We start from the raw sequence: 21,788 nt of genomic DNA, 5'->3' as shown, positions 1-21,788 counted from the left end.
TGCCCCCCATGCCATGCCAGACACTGCACAGCAAACACAACACAACTCTTTCTTCACCACCACACAACACAGCACAGCAGCACACATCTACCCCAAATGCATCCCAACAACCATATATTTTCCCATTATTGTTGTTGTTTTTTATCGGCCAATTAGTACCAGTCACCTCCACCACTCACATGGCTTCCAGACCCAGCCTATCAACCCCATCATCTACAGGGAACCTCAAACGAAACCTCATCTCAAAACAGGCTTCCCGCTTAGATGCTTTCAGCGGTTATCCCTCCCGTACGTAGCCAACCAGCCATGCCCCTGGCGGAACAACTGGCACACTAGAGGTACGTCCGTCCCGGTCCTCTCGTACTAGGGACAGCCTTCTTCAAGTTTCAACGCGCGCGGCGGATAGAGACCGAACTGTCTCACGACGTTCTAAACCCAGCTCGCGTGCCGCTTTAATGGGCGAACAGCCCAACCCTTGGGACCTACTCCAGCCCCAGGATGCGACGAGCCGACATCGAGGTGCCAAACCATCCCGTCGATATGGACTCTTGGGGAAGATCAGCCTGTTATCCCCGGGGTACCTTTTATCCGTTTGAGCGACACCACTTCCATACGTAGATGCCGGATCCTCTAATGCCGGATCACTAGTCCCGACTTTCGTCCCTGCTCGAGCCGTCACTCTCACAGTCAAGCTCCCTTATACACTTACACTCACCACCTGATTACCAACCAAGCTGAGGAAACCTTTGGGCGCCTCCGTTACACTTTAGGAGGCAACCGCCCCAGTTAAACTACCCACCAGGCACTGTCCCCAACCCGGATCACGGGCCAAGGTTAGATGCTCAATACAATCAGAGTGGTATTTCACCAACAACTCCACCACAACTAGCGTCACAGCTTCACAGTCTCCCACCTATCCTACACAAACCGCACCAAACACCAATACCAAGCTATAGTAAAGGTCCCGGGGTCTTTTCGTCCTGCCGCGCGAAACGAGCATCTTTACTCGTACTGCAATTTCACCGGGCCTGTGGTTGAGACAGCAGGGAAGTCGTTACGCCATTCGTGCAGGTCGGAACTTACCCGACAAGGAATTTCGCTACCTTAGGATGGTTATAGTTACCACCGCCGTTTACTGGGGCTTAAATTCTCCGCTTCGACCACAAGGATCTAACAGGTCCTCTTAACCTTCCAGCACCGGGCAGGCGTCAGTCCGTATACATCAACTTCCACGTTTTCGCACGGACCTGTGTTTTTAATAAACAGTCGCTTCCCTCTATTCTCTGCGACCACCACCAGCTCAACACGTCGTTCACCAACAGTGGCCCCCCTTCTCCCGAAGTTACGGGGGCATTTTGCCGAGTTCCTTAACCACAGTTCACCCGAACGCCTTAGTATACTCTACCTGACCACCTGTGTCGGTTATGGGTACGGGCCATACACACACTCGCTAGAGGCTTTTCTCGACAGCATAGGATCACCAACATCCCCACAACGGGTACGCATCACGCCTCACCCACATGTACACCGGATTTACCAAGCATACGGGCCACACGCTTACACCACAATCCAATAAGTGGCTCGGCTACCTTCCTGCGTCACCCCATCACTTGACTACTACCAGCTCAGATCCCACGCATCCACACACAACAACACAAAGCCATCACATGCTTCAGGGCAGTTAGTATCACCGATTCACCACTTGACGCGCATATACGGGTACCAGAATATCAACTGGTTATCCATCGACTACGCCTGTCGGCCTCGCCTTAGGTCCCGACTCACCCTGGGAAGATTAGCTTAACCCAGGAACCCTTAGTCATCCGGCGGAAAAGTTTTCCACTTCTCATTCGTTACTCATGCCTGCATTCTCACTCGCACACAATCCACAACCCATCACCAGACTGCTTCACACCATGCACGACGCTCCCCTACCCAAACAACAAAAAAAATTGCTTGCCGCGGCTTCGGCGGTGTACTTGAGCCCCACTACATTGTCGGCGCAGAACCACTCGACCAGTGAGCTATTACGCACTCTTTCAAGGATGGCTGCTTCTAAGCCAACCTCCTGGCTGTCTTCGCGATCCCACATCCTTTCCCACTTAGTACACCCTTAGGGGCCTTAACCGGCGATCTGGGCTGTTTCCCTCTCGACCAACGGAGCTTATCCCCCGCAGTCTCACTGCCATGCTCTCACTTCACCCGCATTCGGAGTTTGGCTGACATTGCTAAGATGATAGTCCCGCTCAACCAACCAGTAGCTCTACCTCAGGCAAGAAACACACAACGCTGCACCTAAATGCATTTCGGGGAGAACCAGCTATCACGGAGTTTGATTGGCCTTTCACCCCTACCCACAACTCATCCCCTCAGTTTTCAACCTAAGTGGGTTCGCGCCTCCACAACCTCTTACAGCTGCTTCACACTGGCCATGGGTAGATCACCCCGCTTCGGGTCCAGAACATGCCACTCACACACCCCATTAGGATTCGCTTTCGCTACGACTACCCCACACGGGTTAACCTCGCGACATGCCGCTGACTCGCAGGCTCATTCTTCAAAAGGCACGCCATCACCCCAAAAGGCTCTGACGGATTGTAAACACACGGTTTCAGGTACTATTTCACTCCCCTCCCGGGGTACTTTTCACCATTCCCTCACGGTACTCATCCGCTATCGGTCAATGCAAGTATTTAGGCTTACCAGATGGTCCTGGCAGATTCACAGCAGATTCCACGAGCCCGCTGCTACTCGGGTAACGCAACAACCCATGACACACACTTTCACGTACGGGACTCTCACCCACTACGGCAGGCCATTCCAAACCACTTCCGCTAACACACATGCCACAAGCAACCAGCAGACAGACCAGTCACATCACACACCCACAACCCCCATCATGCAACCCCTGCCCGGTATCACACACAACAGGTTTAGCCTCATCCACGTTCGCTCGCCACTACTAGCAGAATCATTATTATTTTCTCTTCCTACGGGTACTAAGATGTTTCACTTCCCCGCGTAACCCCCACACCACCTATACATTCAATGGCGGGTAACCACACATAACTATGGCCAGGTTTCCCCATTCGGACACCCTCGGATCAACGCTCGATTGACAACTCCCCGAGGACTATCGCGGCCTTCCACGTCCTTCATCGGCTCACACTACCAAGGCATCCACCGTGTGCCCTTACACAAAAACAACAAACAAAAAACAAAAAACAACTAAGACACAAAAAAGAATAGACACAAAAAAAAATTGCATCGCGTCCACTATACAGTTCTCACACAACACAAGAAACACCCCACACACACAAAACCATGCGCGCACAGCAGCATCCCCACCAAGGACAAAACACACAGTGCCATCCCAGACACCCAACAATGCACCAACAACAACCACAATCCAACAATCAACCAACACAAACCAACCACACACACAAAACCATGCGCGCAGCATCGTCCACAAAAAAACAACACCCCACAAACAACAAAACAAAACAAAAAAAGGGGGTGCACAAAAAACTCCCTAGAAAGGAGGTGATCCAGCCGCACCTTCCGGTACGGCTACCTTGTTACGACTTCGTCCCAATCGCCAATCCCACCTTCGACCACTCCCTCCCAAAAGGTTAGGCCATGGGCTTCGGGTGTTACCAACTTTCATGACGTGACGGGCGGTGTGTACAAGGCCCGGGAACGTATTCACCGCAGCATTGCTGATCTGCGATTACTAGCGACTCCGACTTCATGGAGTCGAGTTGCAGACTCCAATCCGAACTAAGACCGGCTTTAAGGGATTAGCTCCACCTCACAGTATCGCAACCCACTGTACCGACCATTGTAGCATGTGTGAAGCCCTGGACATAAGGGGCATGATGATTTGACGTCATCCCCACCTTCCTCCGAGTTAACCCCGGCAGTCTCTCATGAGTCCCCACCACCACGTGCTGGCAACATAAGACAAGGGTTGCGCTCGTTGCGGGACTTAACCCAACATCTCACGACACGAGCTGACGACAACCATGCACCACCTGTATACAGACCACAAGGGACAACACATCTCTGCGCCAATCCTGCATATGTCAAGCCCAGGTAAGGTTCTTCGCGTTGCATCGAATTAATCCACATGCTCCGCCGCTTGTGCGGGCCCCCGTCAATTCCTTTGAGTTTTAGCCTTGCGACCGTACTCCCCAGGCGGGGCGCTTAATGCGTTAGCTACGGCACAGGAATCGTGAACAACCCCCACACCTAGCGCCCACCGTTTACAGCATGGACTACCAGGGTATCTAATCCTGTTCGCTCCCCATGCTTTCGCTCCTCAGCGTCAGTTACTGCCCAGAGACCTGCCTTCGCCATCGGTGTTCCTCCTGATATCTGCGCATTCCACCGCTACACCAGGAATTCCAGTCTCCCTACAGCACTCAAGTTATGCCCGTATCGCCTGCAGACCCGAAGTTAAGCCCCAGAATTTCACAGACGACGCAACAAACCACCTACGAGCTCTTTACGCCCAGTAATTCCGGACAACGCTCGCACCATACGTATTACCGCGGCTGCTGGCACGTATTTAGCCGGTGCTTCTTATCTAGGTACCGTCACTTACGCTTCGTCCCTAGCGAAAGAGGTTTACAACCGAAGGCCGTCATCCCCCACGCGGCGTCGCTGCATCAGGCTTGCGCCCATTGTGCAATATTCCCCACTGCTGCCTCCCGTAGGAGTCTGGGCCGTATCTCAGTCCCAATGTGGCCGTCCCCCTCTCAGGCCGGCTACCCGTCGACGCCTTGGTAGGCCATTACCCCACCAACAAGCTGATAGGCCGCGGGCTCATCCTCCGAAAAAACTTTCCACCACACACTAAAGCATGGTCCTATCCAGTATTAGACCCAGTTTCCCAGGCTTATCCCAGAGTGAAGGGCAGATCACCCACGTGTTACTCACCCGTTCGCCACTCGAGCACCCCGCAAGCAGGGCCTTTCCGTTCGACTTGCATGTGTTAAGCACGCCGCCAGCGTTCGTCCTGAGCCAGGATCAAACTCTCCACAAAAACACTCACAAACAAAAAAGTAAGCAAGCACAGGCCGTGAAAAGCCCAATACCCAACAAAAAACAAAAACCAGCAAACCAACCAACCACACCACACAACACACAACCATGCCATGCAGCGCAATCAATCAATCCACCAAAAAAACAAATGAAGAGCATCCCATCGACGAGACAAAAACACTCCCCACAAAAAACAATGTTAATCAACCATCAAAAAATGATCACTATCAGTACACTATCGAGTTCTCAAACAACACCCACCACCAAACACCAACCCCCAACAAAGAAGCCAGCACTCAACAGCAGCGAAAATAAACAATACAAACAACACCCCACCACTGTCAAACACACAGCACACAACAGGTTTTTAGGAGCTTACTCTTTCAATTGTTGCGCCGAGTTTTTGCATATTTTCCACAAAATTAGGATAACCGCGGTCAATGTGGAACACATCATGAACCTCAGTAATGCCATCTGCACACAATCCAGCTAGCACTAAACCAACTCCAGCACGAATATCAGAACTCCATACAGGTGTCGAGGACAATGTTTCTACACCGCGCAACACCACATGATGTCCGTCGACAGTAGCATCAGCGCCTAGCCTGGTCATTTCATCCACGAAACGGAAACGAGCCTCAAAGATATTTTCTGTGATCACGGAGGTTCCCTCGGCAATTGCAGAAATACCAATGGCCATCGGCTGTAAATCTGTAGGGTAGCCAGGGAACGGAAGAGTTTGATAATCCACTGCCATTGGGCGGGAATTCATACGGACTCTAAACCCAGATTCATAGGTTTCAACTTCAGCACCAGCAACTTTTAGCTTTTCTAACGGCAGATGCAAATAGCGTGGCGCAATACCGCCAACGGTAATATCCCCTTGAGTCATCGCTGCAGCATATGCCCAGGTTCCTGCCACAATTCTATCGCCGATTACTTCATGGGTAGTAGGCGTTAGCTCAGAGACACCATCAATAGTGATCGTCGAAGTGCCCTCACCTTCAATTTGCGCCCCCATTTCTTTGAGCATGGTGCACAAATCAACAATTTCTGGCTCACGCGCTGCATTATCCAAAACGGTTCGACCTTTAGCCAATACCGCAGCAGTCAGGATATTCTCCGTAGCACCAACACTAGGGAAATCAAGGCTAATTTCTGCGCCGACGAGTTCTTGAGCTTCAGAAACCACTGCGCCATGACTAATGCGTGTTTTTGCACCGAGTTTTTCTAATCCGGACTGGTGCATATCAAGCGGACGGGATCCAATGGCATCACCACCTGGTAAAGCCACAACAGCTTGCCCGCAACGAGCAGTCAACGGACCTAACACACATACGGATGCACGAAATTGACGCACTGCATCAAAATCAGCATTGGGCGATAACACTGCGGGCGTAGTAATACGCACCGTCGAGCCTTCTAATTCAACGCTACAACCCAGTCCTTCTAATACGCGCTTCATATACGGCACATCAAGAATTTCTGGACAATTAGTTAATGTTGTAGTTCCCTCAGCCAATAGCGATGCAGCCATCAGCTTAAGCACACTATTTTTTGCACCACTGACGTGCACAGAACCTCGAAGCCGAGCTCCACCTGTTACAAGAAAACGATCACTCACTCCCCCTAGCCTACCGAAGTCCTACCCTGAACGTCGATAAGCAACTACGGTAGAGGTCATGGCTATTCATTTAACAAAAATCTATACCCGCACTGGCGATGATGGACACACGAACTTGTCCGATTTCTCCAGAGTTAGCAAAAACGATGTACGGCTTGCGGCATACGCTGATTGCGATGAATTGAACGCAGCGCTTGGGATTGCATTAGCTGCAGGTCATCCTGAAAAAAAGATAGCTGCATTGCTTAAGAGAATCCAGAATGAGCTTTTCGACGCCGGGGCAGATTTATCCACCCCCATACAAGAGAACTTGGGCTATGAACCGCTAAGAATCACTCAGGATTATATCGATCGCTTAGAACAAGACTGCGATGAATTTAATGAGCATTTAAGCAAACTTGATTCTTTTATCCTGCCTGGCGGCACTGAACTAGCTGCATATCTACATCTGGCACGTACGATTGCCCGAAGAGCAGAACGCAGCGCATGGGCTGCGATAATAGAACATCCAAAGACCACAAATAAGTTAGTAGCCCAGTACCTTAATCGGTTAAGCGATCTCCTGTTTATCCTCTGCCGTACAGCCAATGAAGGCAAAGACGTAAAATGGGTACCCGGCGGTAATCGCTAGATACCCATGTGCTACATAATCGCTACATAATCACTGTGATGTTTTCTTCATAAGAAGACATCACGTATTCACATATCAAGGCAAAGCACCAATCCGACGAGCTGCGTTCACAGCTTCATAACGAGTGTGTGCACCAAGTTTACGCATAACCGAGCGCAAGTAGCTCTTTACGGTTTCTGCACCAATGCCCATTTCTTCTGCTGCCTCGACATTAGTGTGTCCCAGCGCAACGCAAGAGAGAACATCAAGTTCACGAGCGGAAAGTTTAGTAGTTTGCTTCACTCGTACCGGCGCTACCATTTGATCGCATAGCTCTTCTAGCTCTGCGCGCAATTCTTCTTGTTCAATGCGATTTGCCAGCATTCTTAGCTTGGAGTGAGTAGAGCGTACTTGCTCCCACTCAGCACCATTCATGATGCGACCTTGTTTATTCATGCCAGGACGCAATCCATCACTGCGTCGAGCAGCAGCGTTAATGGCAAACTCTTGTTCCAAAACACGTGCCGTCATAGTGACTTCTTCGATGATCTTATCACCAAGGCGCACTGGGGAATGCACGCCGACGTAGAGAATACCTTTTACTTCTCGATTAACAATAACAGGTACTGCAACAACTGAATGCAGGCCTTCATCCTGGATAACCGAATCAAGTTCATGAGAAATGCTGTTTGCGCGAGTATAGTCACTTACTCCAATGGGGCGACGAGTGCTCAATGCACGACCACCAACACCAACATTGCTATCAATAACGAGGTTTTGTAGTGCTGGGGTTCGCAAACCAACCCACTGCCCTATTTGCAAGCGATTATCAGGTATTACCGCTGCATACATTGTGACTGGAATACCTGTAGAGGTTTTGAGCGAAGTCAAAGCAGAGCGTATAGCTTCATCATCCTCTTTTAGCCGCTGCATTTCCATTAATGTTCCTCCTGAAAATGTACCCCTTTTGGGGTATGCAAAACATCCTGTCGAAAGTATAGCTTTAGCGCGGGGGTATGCAAAACCATGCTATGCATTACTAATCCCACATTCAATGCATGATCTGATCAAAAAAATGACAATTTTTCACACCCTATCCCCCTCCATTTTTCACCACAAAATAACAGGTTTCAGACTGATCCGAACATATTCCATACAAGTTTATAGGAGAACAAACTAGACAAATATCCTGCTATATGGGTTTTTTATTTCAGGCATAGACAAAAATTCCCCGCAGAAAACAAATATGCCACGACTTATCATCCCCCCTTTGCACCTACAAATACACCTACCCCCACAAAAGCCACAAAACGGACATGACAGCCTCGAAGTATTAAAGATTTATGGGACACACGGTGCTAACTTTTTCTAGTTATTTCTATTCATTATTTATCTTTTTATCTGCATAAATTATAAAAAATCTTAACAACCCATCTCCCCGATTATCCCTCATTGCCAAAATTAGACAGATCGTTCCATAAGTAAAGACAGTTCTGTCTAGATTTATTTACTGAGGCTGTGTACTATAACAGACAGAGCATGATGATTTTTCTAGTTTCCCACTCAAAAAGCGAAGCGAGTATAAAAGAAAAATCAGTAATCATGCGCCCAATAAATTCTCTCAGCAACTTTAAGAACTCTAAGGAGAACCAATGGCTAAAATTTATGACAGTATCCTAGACACTATTGGCAATACCCCACTTGTGCGTCTCAACAACCTAACCGAGGGGCTTGGCGCAACAGTGCTTGCCAAAGTTGAATTCTTTAACCCAGCCAACTCAGTAAAAGATCGCATCGGAAAAGCGATTATCGACGCCGCTGAAGCCGCTGGAGAACTCAAAGCAGGTGGCACCATCGTCGAAGCCACCTCGGGAAATACCGGTATTGCCTTAGCCTTAGTCGGTGCAGCCCGCGGATACAACGTAGTGCTAACCATGCCAGAAACAATGTCCGTGGAACGTCGCGTCATCTTACGTGCTTATGGCGCAGAAATTATCCTCACTCCAGGCGCAGCCGGTATGCAAGGCGCTGTGGATAAGGCACATGAAATTGTTGCCCAACGCGAAGGTGCAATTTTAGCTCGCCAATTCGCACATCCAGCAAACCCTGAAGTACACCGCAACACAACTGGCGAAGAAATCTGGGCAGATACCGACGGCAACATTGACGTATTCGTTGCAGGAATCGGCACCGGCGGCACCATTACTGGCACCGGCGAAACCCTCAAAAAGCACAACCCAGACATCAAGGTTTTTGCCGTAGAACCAGAGGCATCTCCACTGCTCAACACTGGAAAAGCAGGACCACACAAGATTCAAGGCTTAGGTGCAAACTTCATTCCAGAGGTGCTCAACCAGAAAATCTACGAAGAAGTGCTCACTGTTTCTAATGAAGACGCAGTAGCAACCTCTCGCAGCCTAGGCGTAAAGGAAGGCATCTTGGGCGGCATCTCAGCTGGCGCCAATGTGAAAGCGGCTCTTGAATTAGCAGCACGCCCTGAGTTTGCTGGTAAGACCATCGTTACCGTTATTCCAGACTTCGGTGAGCGCTACATCTCCACCATCCTTTACGAGGATATTCGCAGTTAAACTCTCTTTTTCTCCATAAAGCGTGTGCCTGATCTGCATGAAACACCATGTCACGGCGCACGCTTTTTATATGCCAGTACACAACCAGAGACAACGTCGTCAAGCGCATAAACCTGCTAGGGTCTTTTCCTATGAACAAAATTATTGACAGAATCCGTGAAGATCTAAAAAATGCGCGCGAGCATGACCCTGCCGCGCGTAGTGATATAGAAAATGCCATCGTTTATTCTGGGCTGCACGCGATTTGGTCGCATAGAATCTCGCATTGGCTCTGGATACGTGGGCACAAAGGCATTGCACGCCTGCTAGCGCAATTCACGCGGTTTCTCACCGGAGTCGAAATCCACCCTGGTGCCACTATTGGCAGACGCTTTTTTATTGATCATGGCATGGGTATCGTGATCGGCGAAACCGCAGAAATCGGCGACGGAGTCATGCTCTACCACGGTGTCACCCTGGGCGGTCAGGTCTTAACCCAAACAAAACGCCACCCCACTATAGAAGATGATGTCACCATCGGGGCAGGCGCAAAAATTTTAGGTCCTATTCGGATTGGAAAAGGCTCAGCCATCGGCGCCAATGCCGTAGTCACAAAGGACGTTCCGGCGGAGAGTATCGCCGTAGGTATTCCTGCAAGCTATCGACCACGCAAGAAGGAAGAAAAAATCAAGCTGGTGGACCCAGACTACTATATCTAGGTTGTATCTAGGCTTTTCGACGCCTACCTAGTTTGTGCTAGTGCTGCACCAGTAAATCCTGATACTCAGGATTCTTCTGTATAAAGGCTGCTACGGCAGAACAAGTAGCGATGACACCATATCCATCGGCACGGGTGTGGTCTAGTGCAAAACGGATAAGTGGTTTTGATAAACCTTGCCCCTGATATTTTTCTTTGACGAGAGTGTGATTAAAATTGCGTGTTTTACGCTGTTCGTCTTCAAGAAAAGTGACATAGCCCGCTAAGGTATCATCAACGAAAATCTCAAAGCGAGATTTGGATTCATGCACAGCAGTATGGATACTCATACATATTTATCTTAGGCTTTAGGCAAAGATTCTTTTAGAAAAAAAACGGTACTTCTTAAGAAGTACCGTTTTTTTCTATGTGGCACGGACCGGGATCGAACCGGTGACCTTCCACTTTTCAGGCGGACGCTCTACCGACTGAGCTACCGCGCCACAGGCTAAAAAATAGCCAGCGACCCTGACGGGGCTTGAACCCGCGACCTCCGCCGTGACAGGGCGGCGCGCTAACCAACTGCGCCACAGGGCCAATGCGAATAATTCTTAAGAATCACTACACATACGCACAAAGAGCATTGAATACAACATATCTTTGCACGAGTTGATACATTACACAGAATGCTTTTTATTTAGCAAGTCTGCTGGTAGAAGCACTCTAGCATCTCTGCTTACTGATGACTCCAACAGCTTTTGCTTCGATAACACACCATCACTCCGGCTTGCCTGCTCCCCATGCCCCCCCATGTTTCCCGTCCCTTGTCTTTAACGACGAGCTATAAAACAAACACTCTAGAAACCTTAACCGCTTAACGACGTCTACACAGCAAAACACCCTGCTATCCTGAACTTACACAGGATAACAGGGCTTTCACACAAGCGACCCTGACGGGGCTTGAACCCGCGACCTCCGCCGTGACAGGGCGGCGCGCTAACCAACTGCGCCACAGGGCCTTATTTTGTTATAGCTACCAAGTGGTAGTTGTACTCCCAACGGGATTCGAACCCGTGTTGCCGCCGTGAAAGGGCGGAGTCCTAGGCCTCTAGACGATGGGAGCTAGAACCATAGACACACTATAACCAGCTGTCTACGCTGTGTTGTACTATACTTGAACTTTCCAATAACACAAAATCAATGCTCAAACCATGTTTTCACCTATTCACTGTGCGCTCTCTATGCGGCGGAATGCATACCCTTGCCCAAAATGCACAGCACTAATTCTTCTCAGCCTGATCAGCTTTCTCAACTTACTCAACTGAATCTTGTCGGCAATGCTGGAGCATACTTTACAAAAACATCTTCAGAGAGTAATCTCACTAAGGCTATTGGTTTTCTTATTCCCTAGGAACCACATAGCTCGTACATATAACCTCGAACCTCGTGGTTATCTTGGGGTCGATTTTGGTTTCGACTGTGTACATTGCGCCAGGGGAAGCGTGCCGGTGCAGGCTAGAGACCACCGTAAGCGTCGTAGCAACTAAAATAAACGCAGAGAAAAACTCTCAGCGTGACTACGCCCTCGCTGCCTAATTTCAGCGACGCGTGTCTGTCAGCCTAGATTTCGTTCCTGATCTAGAATCTGGCATCGACTAAGGAACTTGCCGCATAGTTGTGTTATTAGGGCTATGTGGGACGCACACTGATAACTGGGCTTATCATCTGGAGGAGTTCGTCCCATCCAGAAAGTCAAGTAAAGATTCCGCGCGAACTGCGCACGGAGAAGCCCTGGCAAGGTGGCGCAGGACCCGGGTTCAATCCCCGGCGGCTCCACAAAAACCTCTCTAGTTATCACAGCTAGAGAGGGATTTTTATATCTATAGATTTCGGTAAAAGATACTCGGTGCCCACATCTTTCCCGCCACGACCACAACCACACTTCAAGAAAAAAGAAAAGCTCATGCAACACAAACGTATTACATGAGCTGGCAAACGCGTCTTACTTACCGAGTTTACGTCGTTGCACACGGGTACGACGCAATAGTTTACGGTGCTTCTTCTTAGACATACGCTTACGGCGTTTCTTAATGACAGAACCCATACAGGCTTCCTCGTTTCAATCAATAGGTTGTACAGTGCTTCCCTTTTTCAGTGTCAGCACAACCATGCCGCCTCTACGCCAGGGCAAGCCTTATGCTCACTCCCCATGTGTTACAAAGCCACGCATGAGATTCCGAACATGAGCTGACACGAACTTTAATAGTCTACCCATAGTGCTCTCAGGGAACCAAATACCTCACACTTACGTGTTGAAAAACAGTTAAAAATTGAAAAAAAAAACAGAAATATATACTCGAAGTTATGTTGAATCTCATTCTCGCAGCCATATCGTTCATTATTCTCATTGTTATCCCCATCATTGCGCTTCTCTCACTCTTGCGTAAACAACTCACGACCTCAGAAACTGCATTGTGGGCTATCGTTATTCTCATTGCCCCACTCATGGGTCCTGTTGCATTTTTCATGTGGGATGGTGCCAACAAAAGCACTCAGTAATGTATGGCAGAGGCGTCGTAAAGCACAATGCTCTACGACGCCTCTTGCTATGTTTTAGCCTGCAATACCTTTTACGCGACGCCCCAGGTCACGTACGATCTCGCGTTCTTCAGTGCGACGTTTGATTGCTTGCCGCTTATCATAGTCTTGCTTACCCTGAGCAAGCGCTAATTCTACTTTCAAGCGCCCATCCTTAAAATACAGCGACAGGGGCACCAGGGTTTTCCCACCATCGCGAACCTTTCCTAAAAGCGAATCAATCTCTCGACGATGTAACAAGAGCTTTCGGGTACGCATAGGGTTGTGATTAGTCCAATGCCCTCGCGAATAAAGCGGAATGTTGAGATTGCGTAACCACACTTCCCCCTCGTCAATGCTGGCAAAGGAATCCACAATCGACACTTTGCCCTCACGCAGTGCCTTTACCTCGGTACCGACTAAAACCACACCACACTCATAGGTATCTAAAATTGTGTAATCATGCCGTGCCCTGCGATTGGTGGCAATCACAGGGTTATTATTTTTCTTCTTATCTTTTTTCTTAGCCATAATGCTTTACCATGCTAATTCTTTATGCGGCTAAAGAAAAACCAACAAAACCTACTTGCGGACGTACCAACGCAAGGTAGCTTGCGCAGTAATCGCAGCAAAGACAATACCGATCGCCGCTACAATTGGCAGGACTAGCCAGATGTCATTCATAGTTATTGGGGCAAGCAATTGAGCCTCGTAAAGACCATGCAATGTTTTATCAATAACCCAAACTTTTCCAGCGAAAATAGATACACCAGCAAGAATTGAACCAAAAATTGCCGCTATCACTGCTTCGAGCACAAAAGGAGCCTGGGTGTACCAGCGCGAGGCACCAACCATGCGCATGATAGAGATTTCTTCCCGACGATTAAAAGCAGCCAACTGCACCATATTTGCAATGAGGAATATCGCGGCTAATGCCTGAATACCCGCGCATAAGAAAGTAGCGTTACGGATTGAATCAAGATTCTCAGTAGCTCCACGCAAATCATCAACCTGATCCACAACTGAACTCACCTGTGGGAGCTGACGAATAACATCAAGCGGGGTGGTATCAAGAGGATCCGATAAGCGTACGTGCAATGCAGCTGGTAGTGCATCTGGTGATGTCTCTTGCACAAGCAAAGGATCAGAATTCTCAAATACCTGCACGAAACGCTCATAGGATTGAGCACGAGAACGATACTCGATAGATTCAATTCCTGATTCTTGTTCCAGCTTATCTTTTACCTCTCGGCACTGCGGGGAAGAACAATCAGGATCCTGGGCAGAAACTTCTTCATTGAACTGCACCATGACCTCTACCCTGTCGAGGTAGATATCTTTTGTTTTTGCAGTCATATTGGTCACCAACACTCCTGTTGCCAGCAGCGCTAGCGAGATTGCTGTGGTAATCACAAGCGCAATGGTCATGGTGATATTTTTTCCTAGACCACGGAAAGCCTCACGAGTCACATAAGAAAAACTCATTATTTTTTACTCCCTTTGTTCCTTATTGTGCCTCGCCGTAGACGCCATGAGCGTCGTCGCGCACCAGTTTACCGAGATTCAACTCGATGACTCGCCTACGCATATCATTGACCGCCCGAGCATTATGCGTCGACATAATAACTGTTGTACCAGCGCTATTGATGTTGGCTAGCAAGGTCATAATGTCGTCTGAAGTATCTGGGTCAAGGTTGCCTGTTGGTTCGTCGGCAAGCAGAAGAATAGGGCGGTTTACCGTAGCACGTGCAATTGCCACTCGCTGCTGCTCACCACCAGAAAGCTCCTGTGGCATACGGTTTGCCTTAGCCGCAAGACCCACCATCTCTAGCATCTCGGGTACGCGCTGCGCAATATCTTTTTTCTTGGTGCCGATCACTTCTAGTGCAAAAGCTACGTTGTCATAGACTGTTTTTTGCTGTAGGAGACGGAAGTCCTGGAACACATAACCAATGTTTTGCCGTAGCTTATTGATCTGGTTACCACGTAATTTATTCACATGGGTATCAGAAAAATAAATGTCACCGCTGGTGAGATTAGTTTCTCTAATCATTAATTGTAAGAAAGTTGATTTTCCAGAACCAGAAGGACCGATCAAGAAAACAAACTCTCCGCTGTCTATCTCAAGAGAGATGTTGTCGAGAGCTGGGCGCGTAGAAGTCTTATATAGCTTGGTGACGTTGTCAAAGGTAATCACGAACTACACCTTAGCAAACTCCGCAAATTCCATACAGCCCAGTGCATCATGAGTATTTATTTACCTATAGATATTTCTAGTGCTATTGTCATGCCAACAGCATTCGACGCTTTTGCGTGCAATCATGCTGGCATTGCTACATTCATATCTCATTGACCTTAACGCGGAGGAATCTCCTATGAATGCTCAGGCCACTCCTGTAGAGCACTCACCCGACGCTACGCGCAGCGGCGGGTTCCTAGCTAAACTTGAACGACTAGGCAATAAACTACCTGCACCATTATGGCTCTTTATGTTCTTTGCCGTGATGGTAGCAGTAGGCAGCTGGATTGGTTCCGCTTTGGGACTCCACGCACAAGATCCACAAACTGGGGAAACAATCTACGTCACTAATCTGCTCACCAAGCAAGGGATACAGCAGATGTTTAGTGAGGCGATCAATAACTTCACGACTTTTCCACCACTAGGCGTGATTATTACCGTGATGTTTGGCGTCGCAGTAGCAGAACATTCAGGGCTTATTTCTGCGCTTATTCGGGTCATGGTGGCTCGCGTAGGGGCACGCACCATTACCTTTATGCTCTCCCTTGCTGGCGTCACTGGCTCCATTGCTTCCGACGCCATCTATGTCATTCTCATTCCCATTGGCGCTATTAGTTTCCGTGCCCTGGGGCGCTCACCCATCGTGGGGGCAATCGTTGCTTTTGCGGCTTCTTCTGCCGGATTCAACGCAAGTTTGATTCTCAACATCACCGATGTGCTCCTGGGCGGTATTTCAACTTCAGCAGCACATATTGTTGATGAATCCTACGAGGTATCGCCACTGGCAAACTATTTCTTCGTCATCGCTTCTACTATTTTGCTCTCCTTGATTATTACCGCAGTGACAGAGCTATATATGGAACGCAAAGCACACAGTATTATCGACCACAGTGCTATTGATTTTTCGGAATTGTCTTTTGCGAACTCCGAAGATTCAGCCGCACCTTCTGACTCTGATACCAGCACTGGTACTGGCGCTGACTCCGGTGCAGTATCGGAAAAAGATCTCAGCCTTAAACCACAAGAAGTAAAAGCCTTAAAAGTAACAGGCATAGCTGCCGCCATCTACATTGCGTGCTATTTCGCAGCACTATTTGCGCCATTCTCCCCGCTCTACAGCCCAGAAGGCCCACTCGAAGGCCCATTGATCCGCGCCATTGCAGTGCCTATTACTGCAGGATTTTTCATCCTGGGTACTGTATATGGTCTTGCGGCAAAGACAATCACTGAATCTGCCGATGTCCCTAATTTTATTGCCAAAGGACTAGCACCTTTGCTGCCGCTGATTGGTCTGTTCTTGGTGTTATCTCAATTCCTTGCTTGGTTTAAGTGGTCAAATCTTGGAGTGTGGTTGGCAATTAAAGGCGCAGAATTGTTGCAGAAATGGCACTTGCCACTTGTTGTCACCTTTACCTTGTTGGTTCTCATGGTTGCCTTGCTCAACCTGCTCATTACCTCTGGCTCGGCTCAGTGGTCGCTTATGGCTCCTATTGTGGTACCGATGATGATGTATATTGGCGTCAGCCCGGAGGTATCTCAGATGATTTTCCGTATCGGTGATTCCACCACCAACATCATTACTCCGATGAGCCCTTCGTTTGCGTTGGCGCTCATTTTCCTACAGCGCTATTACAAAAAGGCTGGTGTCGGTACGCTATTTTCGCTAGCGCTGCCTTACTCACTGTCCATGCTCATTAGCTGGTTCTTATTCTTTATCCTGTGGTATTTCCTCGGATTACCACTTGGACCTGGTACGCCATACACCTACCCTGCTTGATCAGCGATTAATCAGCTTGGTTTTGGGCAATGCGCCACCTAATACCAGCTTCAAGGAACTTGTCAATGTCCCCGTCGAGAACTTTTCCGGGGTCATTGACTTCATAGTTTGTGCGCAGATCCTTCACCATCTGATATGGGTGCAATACATAAGAGCGCATTTGGTTACCCCAGGAGGCATTGCCGCCAGCGCCAAGAGCTTCTAATTCATTCTTTTCTTCTTGGCGCTTGCGCTCTAATAATTTTGCTTGGAGCACGCGCATTGCCGACGCCCGGTTCTGGATTTGCGATTTCTCATTCTGACAGGTCACCACGATATTTGTGGGAATGTGCGTGATGCGCACTGCTGAGTCTGTGGTATTTACTGACTGTCCACCTGGTCCGGAAGAACGGAACACATCAACACGAATATCAGAATCTGGAATATCAATGTGATCTGTTTGCTCCACCACCGGCAATACTTCTACCTCGGCAAAAGAAGTATGGCGTCGGGATTGGCTATCAAAGGGACTGATGCGTACCAACCGATGTGCCCCTTGTTCCACAGAAAGCGTGCCATACATATACTCGCCATGAACCACAAAAGTGGCGGATTTAATGCCCGCTTCTTCCGCATAGGAAATATCATAGATTTCTACTGCATGACCATTCTTTTCTGCCCAGCGAGTGTACATTCTCATCAGCATTTCTGCCCAGTCAGCAGCTTCGGAACCACCAGCTCCTGAGCGAATGTTGATCACTGCCTCACGAGCATCATAAGGGCCAGAGAGCATGGTTTTTACTTCTAAAGCATCAATTGCTGCGGTAAGGTCAGCTAATTCTTGCTCTGCCAGTTCTAGCCCAGATGAGTCTGAGGTGTCTTCTTCGGCTAATTCATACATGATGGGAAGGTCGTCGAGACGCTGACGAATATCACGTATTTTCTTCAGGGAAGATTGGACAGCAGAAAGCTCTGTGGTGACTTGTTGCGCATGGTCGGGGTCATCCCACAGTGATGGGTCTGATGCTTGGGCTTCTAACTCGCGAATCCGATCAGCCATCTGTTGCGGATCAAGCACTTTTTCAATAGTGACGAGGGTTGTGTCGAGTTTCGTTATCTGGGCTGATGTTTCCGGTCGCATGGTGGTTCATTCTACCTTGAACTTCCGCTCGCCAAAATATGCCCTAACGAAAAGCAGAATCTTTGTCGATATTGCACAATAGAAAGTATGACGAACGACGCAACGCATCCAGATTTAGAAACTTTTGTCGCAGCCCTTGCCAAAACCTTTGTTATTTCGCACCAAGATGATACTGACGCCCACCTCGCCCAAGCATTAGTGTTTAATGCAGCTCGTCTTGCGTGGCGCCTGCGCGAACAAGGAGTGGCAGTGGAACACAAAACGTCGATAAGCGATGTTGTAACTAATGCCGATCGTGCCGCCGAGCAATTTGTTACCTCTGTGTTAGAGCAACTACGCCCCAACGACGGTATTCTCGGCGAAGAAGGAACCGCCAAAGCCAGCACCTCTGGGCGAACTTGGGTTATTGACCCTGTCGACGGCACCTACAATTTTGCTGCTGCATCCGACTATTGGTGCAGTGCCCTCGCGCTTATCGACGGCGAACCAACACATCCCACTGCCCTACATTTTGGTGCAGTCCATCGCCCTGATCTGGGCTATACCTGGTTTGGCGGTCCAGATATTCCTACTACTTTTAACGGCAAAGAGGTAGCGTCGCTTAGTGAACAACCATGTGCTGATATTTCTTTTGCGACCTACATCCACCCTACTGCCCTGAGTCAACCAGAGATTGCGCAACCGTGGCAGGCATTGGCTGAGTCCTTTGCTGCTCTGCGAATGTTAGGGGCAGGCTCAGTGGATTTAGCTCAAGTCGCCCAAGGAAATCTCGGCGCATGGGCACAGCATAGTGTTCCTGCCTGGGATTGGTTGCCTGGTGCTGCGCTTATCCAAGGCGCTGGCGGTGCTGCAGAACAGGTTGAGGTAAATGGCATTGAATGGTCGCTTGCGGGCAATAAGCAGGTGGTAGCAGAAATGTTGCGCATCATAGAACAAGCAAAACAGCAGTAGATGGACACATCCCTAGCTAAGCAATTAGGCTAAACAAGCATGAATACCCCTTATGCTGCTGAATTAGCTTTTGCATTAGAACTTGCCCAACGTGCCGATGAGCTTACTCATGAACGGTTCTATGCCAATGACCTGCGCGTGGAAGCTAAACCGGATATGACTCCAGTTTCTGATGCGGATATTGCGTGCGAGCAGCTGCTGCGTTCACTCATTACTGAGCATTTTCCGCAGGATCATATTCTGGGCGAGGAATTCGGCGGACAGCCCCAGCTAAGCGGACGGCAATGGGTTATCGACCCCATCGACGGCACAAAAAACTATGTGCGCGGAGTACCTGTGTGGGCTACCCTTATCGCCTTGCTTGTCGACGGTCACCCTGTGGTAGGTGTGGTTTCTGCCCCAGCATTGAATCGACGCTGGTGGGCAGCCCAAGGCAGCGGGGCATATCGCAGTGTCAATGGAAAAGTAAACCCCATTCACGTCTCTGGCGTTACCCAACTTGGTGATGCCTCGGTTTCTTTTTCCTCACTCGACGGTTGGAAAGAACGCGAACTATTAGCTAATTTTCAGAAACTCTCCGATGACACCTGGCGGCTACGCGGCTTTGGCGACTTCTGGTCTTATTGTTTAGTTGCTGAGGGTAGCGTCGACATAGCTGCCGAACCAGAAGTATCGCTATGGGATCTTGCCGCACTGGCAATTTTAGTTGAAGAAGCCGGCGGGAGCTTTAGCTCTCTCGCCGGCATTCCAGGACCTCATGGTGGTGATGCTCTGGCCACTAACGGGCACTTACATGAGCAGGTACGCTCTTTGCTCTCTGAATCCTCTGAGGCTTAGCGCACACCCTGCATGAGTTTCACGATTGGTTTAGTAAACACAGCCAAAATAATGCCCAACACAATAGAAGCAACCCCGACAAAGAGGAAATACTTGTTGGTTGCCGCGGCATCACCTGGTACGTAGAAATCAGCCAACCAACCTGAAGCAGCAGTACCAACCGAAATGGACATGAAGAACAACGCAACCATTTGCGAGTTGAATGCTTGAGGCGCCAATTTAGTAGCCAACGACATACCCAATGGAGAAAGCAACAACTCCGCAATGGTAAAGAGGAAGAACACAACCACAATCACATACATGGGGATAAGACCCTTAGTAAATGGGATAAATACCAAGAACGCAATACCCATGATGATATTAGCGAAAGCAAATTTCATTGGTGCTGGTGGTTGACGATCACCCAACTTCAACCACACCACTGAGAAAATACCAGCGAAAATAATCACAAACATCGGGTTAATCGACTGCACCACCGACGGCGGCAACTCCATACCAAAAATATGGCGATCAAGTTGCTTATCAGCCAAAACAGCAATAGAAGTAAACTGCTGCTGGAACAACGCCCAGAAAGCACTTGAGGCAAAGAACATAGGGATAAACGCATACACGCGAGAACGCTCCACCTTAGTCAACTGCTGAGAACGAATCAACACAGTAAAGAGCACCAAAGAAGCAAGCAACGTTACGACAGTAACAATGCTAGACAAGCGCTCCAAAGTCACAACACCCAAAGCGCATACTGCAATCAACGCGATAAGACCAACCACGACGCAAATAGCAACCACACGCAGTTGTTGCTTCGGTGCAGGGTTAGGTGCGCCTTTGGACGTCGTCGAGAGCGTGCGCTTGCGGAAGAACAGATACTGGGTCAAGCCGAGAGCCATACCAATTGCCGCCAACGCAAAACCCCAGTGGAACCCCTTGGTTTTCCACAAAATACCAGTCAAAATTGGTCCGACCAAAGCACCGATGTTAATGCCCATATAGTAGAAGGAGAAAGCAGCGTCACGACGACTATCACTGCGTCGATAAAGCGAACCAATAACCACAGAGGTAGTAGTCTTTAGCGCACCAGAGCCAATGGCGATCAACACCAAACCAATACCCACGCCAAGCAAACTGTGGAGGAAAGAAAGAGTGAGGTGACCACACATGATAAGCACCGCTGCAATAGTAAGAGTACGCTCAGCACCAAGCACACGGTCAGAAACCCAAGCACCCGCAATAGCGAAAAGGTAGACCAAACCACCATAGGCACCAAGGATAGAAGTAGCGACAGTTTCGCTATACCCTAGCCCCCCCTGGGACACCGAATAATAGATGTAGTATGCGACTAATGTTTGCATACCGTAGAAGCTGAATCGCTCCCACATCTCGATGGCGGAAAGATTTGCCAACCCCCACGGGTGACCAAAGAAACCATGCTCGCGGTCTGCCACTGCAGGTGGTTCCTCGCTTTGTTGAGCGCTATGCGCAGATAAAGAATCGGACATGATAAGTATTTTAGGGTGTGCTCAGCAAGAATGGGAAATTCAATAGGAAAATAGAAATATGGGTTGGCAATTGAAGGAGTCCAGATGAAGTACCGGAATAGGATTGCTGAGGTGAGGACTGTGCGATGCCTGAACAATCGCAGAGTGCGCTGCACTGCTTGATCATGCTACGCAGCTTTTCGACGTTGTGGCTAAGAAGTTATAAATGGCATTGAATGTGAAATGTGGGGTGGTGCTTTGTCACACC

16 protein-coding genes, 4 tRNA genes, 2 rRNA genes and 1 other RNA gene are annotated in these 21,788 nt (G+C 48.9%); 8 read left to right on the top strand and 15 right to left on the bottom strand.

Annotated elements, in window-relative coordinates; translation table 11 throughout:
- Positions 1-131 precede the first annotated feature (131 nt).
- The 3 genes from FQV43_RS02565 to murA form a co-directional block, all read right to left on the bottom strand.
- Positions 132-3,208: ribosomal RNA gene (locus FQV43_RS02565) — 23S ribosomal RNA — on the bottom strand.
- 328 nt (positions 3,209-3,536) lie between these two features.
- Positions 3,537-5,047: ribosomal RNA gene (locus tag FQV43_RS02560) — 16S ribosomal RNA — on the bottom strand.
- Together the 16S and 23S rRNA genes form the textbook arrangement of a ribosomal RNA operon.
- Positions 5,048-5,413: 366 nt before the next feature.
- Entirely contained in the window at positions 5,414-6,670 is a 1,257-nt protein-coding gene (gene murA / locus FQV43_RS02555; RefSeq protein ID WP_144274078.1) for a UDP-N-acetylglucosamine 1-carboxyvinyltransferase, read from the bottom strand.
- A 58-nt stretch (positions 6,671-6,728) separates the two neighbouring features.
- Here murA and FQV43_RS02550 point away from each other — a divergent pair, with 58 nt between their 5' ends.
- The gene (locus tag FQV43_RS02550; protein ID WP_144274076.1) at positions 6,729-7,301 is read left to right on the top strand and encodes a cob(I)yrinic acid a,c-diamide adenosyltransferase; all 573 of its coding nucleotides are present in this window, start codon (positions 6,729-6,731) and stop codon (positions 7,299-7,301) included.
- A 75-nt stretch (positions 7,302-7,376) separates the two neighbouring features.
- Here FQV43_RS02550 and ramA read toward each other — a convergent pair whose 3' ends face one another.
- Complete coding sequence (ramA, locus tag FQV43_RS02545) at positions 7,377-8,219, bottom strand: acetate metabolism transcriptional regulator RamA (protein WP_144274074.1); 843 nt, start codon at positions 8,217-8,219, stop codon at positions 7,377-7,379.
- Positions 8,220-8,932: 713 nt separating this feature from the next.
- Here ramA and cysK point away from each other — a divergent pair.
- Positions 8,933-9,868 (top strand): cysteine synthase A, encoded by a 936-nt coding sequence (gene cysK / locus FQV43_RS02540; protein ID WP_144274071.1) that lies wholly within the window; start codon positions 8,933-8,935, stop codon positions 9,866-9,868.
- Positions 9,869-9,999: 131 nt separating this feature from the next.
- Complete coding sequence (gene epsC / locus FQV43_RS02535; protein WP_144274069.1) at positions 10,000-10,566, top strand: serine O-acetyltransferase EpsC; 567 nt, start codon at positions 10,000-10,002, stop codon at positions 10,564-10,566.
- Between the two features lie 37 nt (positions 10,567-10,603).
- Here the strand turns inward: epsC and FQV43_RS02530 are convergent, their stop codons facing one another.
- The 5 genes from FQV43_RS02530 to FQV43_RS02510 form a co-directional block, all read right to left on the bottom strand.
- Positions 10,604-10,894 carry a GNAT family N-acetyltransferase gene (locus tag FQV43_RS02530; RefSeq protein ID WP_146338655.1) on the bottom strand — a complete coding sequence of 97 codons (291 nt, stop codon included), beginning with the start codon at positions 10,892-10,894 and terminating at the stop codon, positions 10,604-10,606.
- 80 nt (positions 10,895-10,974) lie between these two features.
- Positions 10,975-11,047, bottom strand: a tRNA-Phe gene (locus FQV43_RS02525).
- Between the two features lie 20 nt (positions 11,048-11,067).
- Positions 11,068-11,141 (bottom strand) — tRNA-Asp (locus FQV43_RS02520).
- Positions 11,142-11,489: 348 nt separating this feature from the next.
- Positions 11,490-11,563, bottom strand: a tRNA-Asp gene (locus FQV43_RS02515).
- Positions 11,564-11,594: 31 nt separating this feature from the next.
- A tRNA-Glu gene (locus FQV43_RS02510) sits at positions 11,595-11,667 on the bottom strand.
- Positions 11,668-12,001: 334 nt separating this feature from the next.
- Between FQV43_RS02510 and ssrA the strand changes: the two genes are divergently transcribed.
- Positions 12,002-12,383, top strand: a transfer-messenger RNA (tmRNA) gene (gene ssrA, locus FQV43_RS02505).
- A gap of 163 nt (positions 12,384-12,546) precedes the next feature.
- Here the strand turns inward: ssrA and FQV43_RS02500 are convergent.
- On the bottom strand, positions 12,547-12,648 hold the full coding sequence (locus FQV43_RS02500; RefSeq protein ID WP_003402602.1) for a 30S ribosomal protein bS22: 102 nt from the start codon (positions 12,646-12,648) through the stop codon (positions 12,547-12,549).
- Positions 12,649-12,908: 260 nt separating this feature from the next.
- Between FQV43_RS02500 and FQV43_RS02495 the strand changes: the two genes are divergently transcribed.
- A complete protein-coding gene (locus FQV43_RS02495; RefSeq protein WP_146338652.1) occupies positions 12,909-13,103 on the top strand; it encodes a PLDc N-terminal domain-containing protein in 195 nt (64 codons plus the stop codon).
- 54 nt (positions 13,104-13,157) lie between these two features.
- On the opposite strand, the gene smpB is transcribed toward FQV43_RS02495, so the two are convergent.
- The 3 genes from smpB to ftsE are packed head-to-tail and all read right to left on the bottom strand — an operon-like array spanning position 13,158 to position 15,318.
- Positions 13,158-13,652: an SsrA-binding protein SmpB gene (gene smpB, locus FQV43_RS02490; protein WP_144274063.1), complete on the bottom strand. Its 495-nt coding sequence runs from the start codon at positions 13,650-13,652 to the stop codon at positions 13,158-13,160.
- 51 nt (positions 13,653-13,703) lie between these two features.
- A complete protein-coding gene (gene ftsX, locus FQV43_RS02485; protein WP_144274061.1) occupies positions 13,704-14,606 on the bottom strand; it encodes a permease-like cell division protein FtsX in 903 nt (300 codons plus the stop codon).
- Positions 14,607-14,628: 22 nt separating this feature from the next.
- Positions 14,629-15,318 carry a cell division ATP-binding protein FtsE gene (gene ftsE / locus FQV43_RS02480; RefSeq protein ID WP_144274059.1) on the bottom strand — a complete coding sequence of 230 codons (690 nt, stop codon included), beginning with the start codon at positions 15,316-15,318 and terminating at the stop codon, positions 14,629-14,631.
- Positions 15,319-15,496: 178 nt separating this feature from the next.
- Between ftsE and FQV43_RS02475 the strand changes: the two genes are divergently transcribed.
- The gene (locus FQV43_RS02475; RefSeq protein ID WP_144274057.1) at positions 15,497-17,137 is read left to right on the top strand and encodes an AbgT family transporter; all 1,641 of its coding nucleotides are present in this window, start codon (positions 15,497-15,499) and stop codon (positions 17,135-17,137) included.
- A 7-nt stretch (positions 17,138-17,144) separates the two neighbouring features.
- Here FQV43_RS02475 and prfB read toward each other — a convergent pair whose 3' ends face one another.
- Positions 17,145-18,257 carry a peptide chain release factor 2 gene (prfB, locus tag FQV43_RS02470; protein WP_144274055.1) on the bottom strand — a complete coding sequence of 371 codons (1,113 nt, stop codon included), beginning with the start codon at positions 18,255-18,257 and terminating at the stop codon, positions 17,145-17,147.
- Between the two features lie 87 nt (positions 18,258-18,344).
- Here prfB and FQV43_RS02465 point away from each other — a divergent pair, with 87 nt between their 5' ends.
- Both FQV43_RS02465 and hisN read left to right on the top strand, forming a co-directional pair.
- Complete coding sequence (locus FQV43_RS02465) at positions 18,345-19,208, top strand: inositol monophosphatase family protein (RefSeq protein WP_146338649.1); 864 nt, start codon at positions 18,345-18,347, stop codon at positions 19,206-19,208.
- 39 nt (positions 19,209-19,247) lie between these two features.
- Positions 19,248-20,045, top strand: a complete 798-nt coding sequence (gene hisN / locus FQV43_RS02460) for a histidinol-phosphatase (RefSeq protein WP_146338646.1) — start codon at positions 19,248-19,250, stop codon at positions 20,043-20,045.
- Here hisN and FQV43_RS02455 read toward each other — a convergent pair.
- Entirely contained in the window at positions 20,042-21,541 is a 1,500-nt protein-coding gene (locus FQV43_RS02455; protein WP_146338642.1) for a peptide MFS transporter, read from the bottom strand. The two genes, hisN and FQV43_RS02455, sit on opposite strands and share 4 nt — an antisense overlap.
- Positions 21,542-21,788: the final 247 nt, after the last annotated feature.

Origin of the sequence: Corynebacterium sp. sy039, from assembly GCF_007904105.1 — a bacterium.
In the GTDB taxonomy this organism is placed as follows: domain Bacteria; phylum Actinomycetota; class Actinomycetes; order Mycobacteriales; family Mycobacteriaceae; genus Corynebacterium.
The sequence above is the reverse complement of the archived record's forward strand: the minus strand, read 5'-3'. Positions and strand labels throughout refer to the sequence as shown.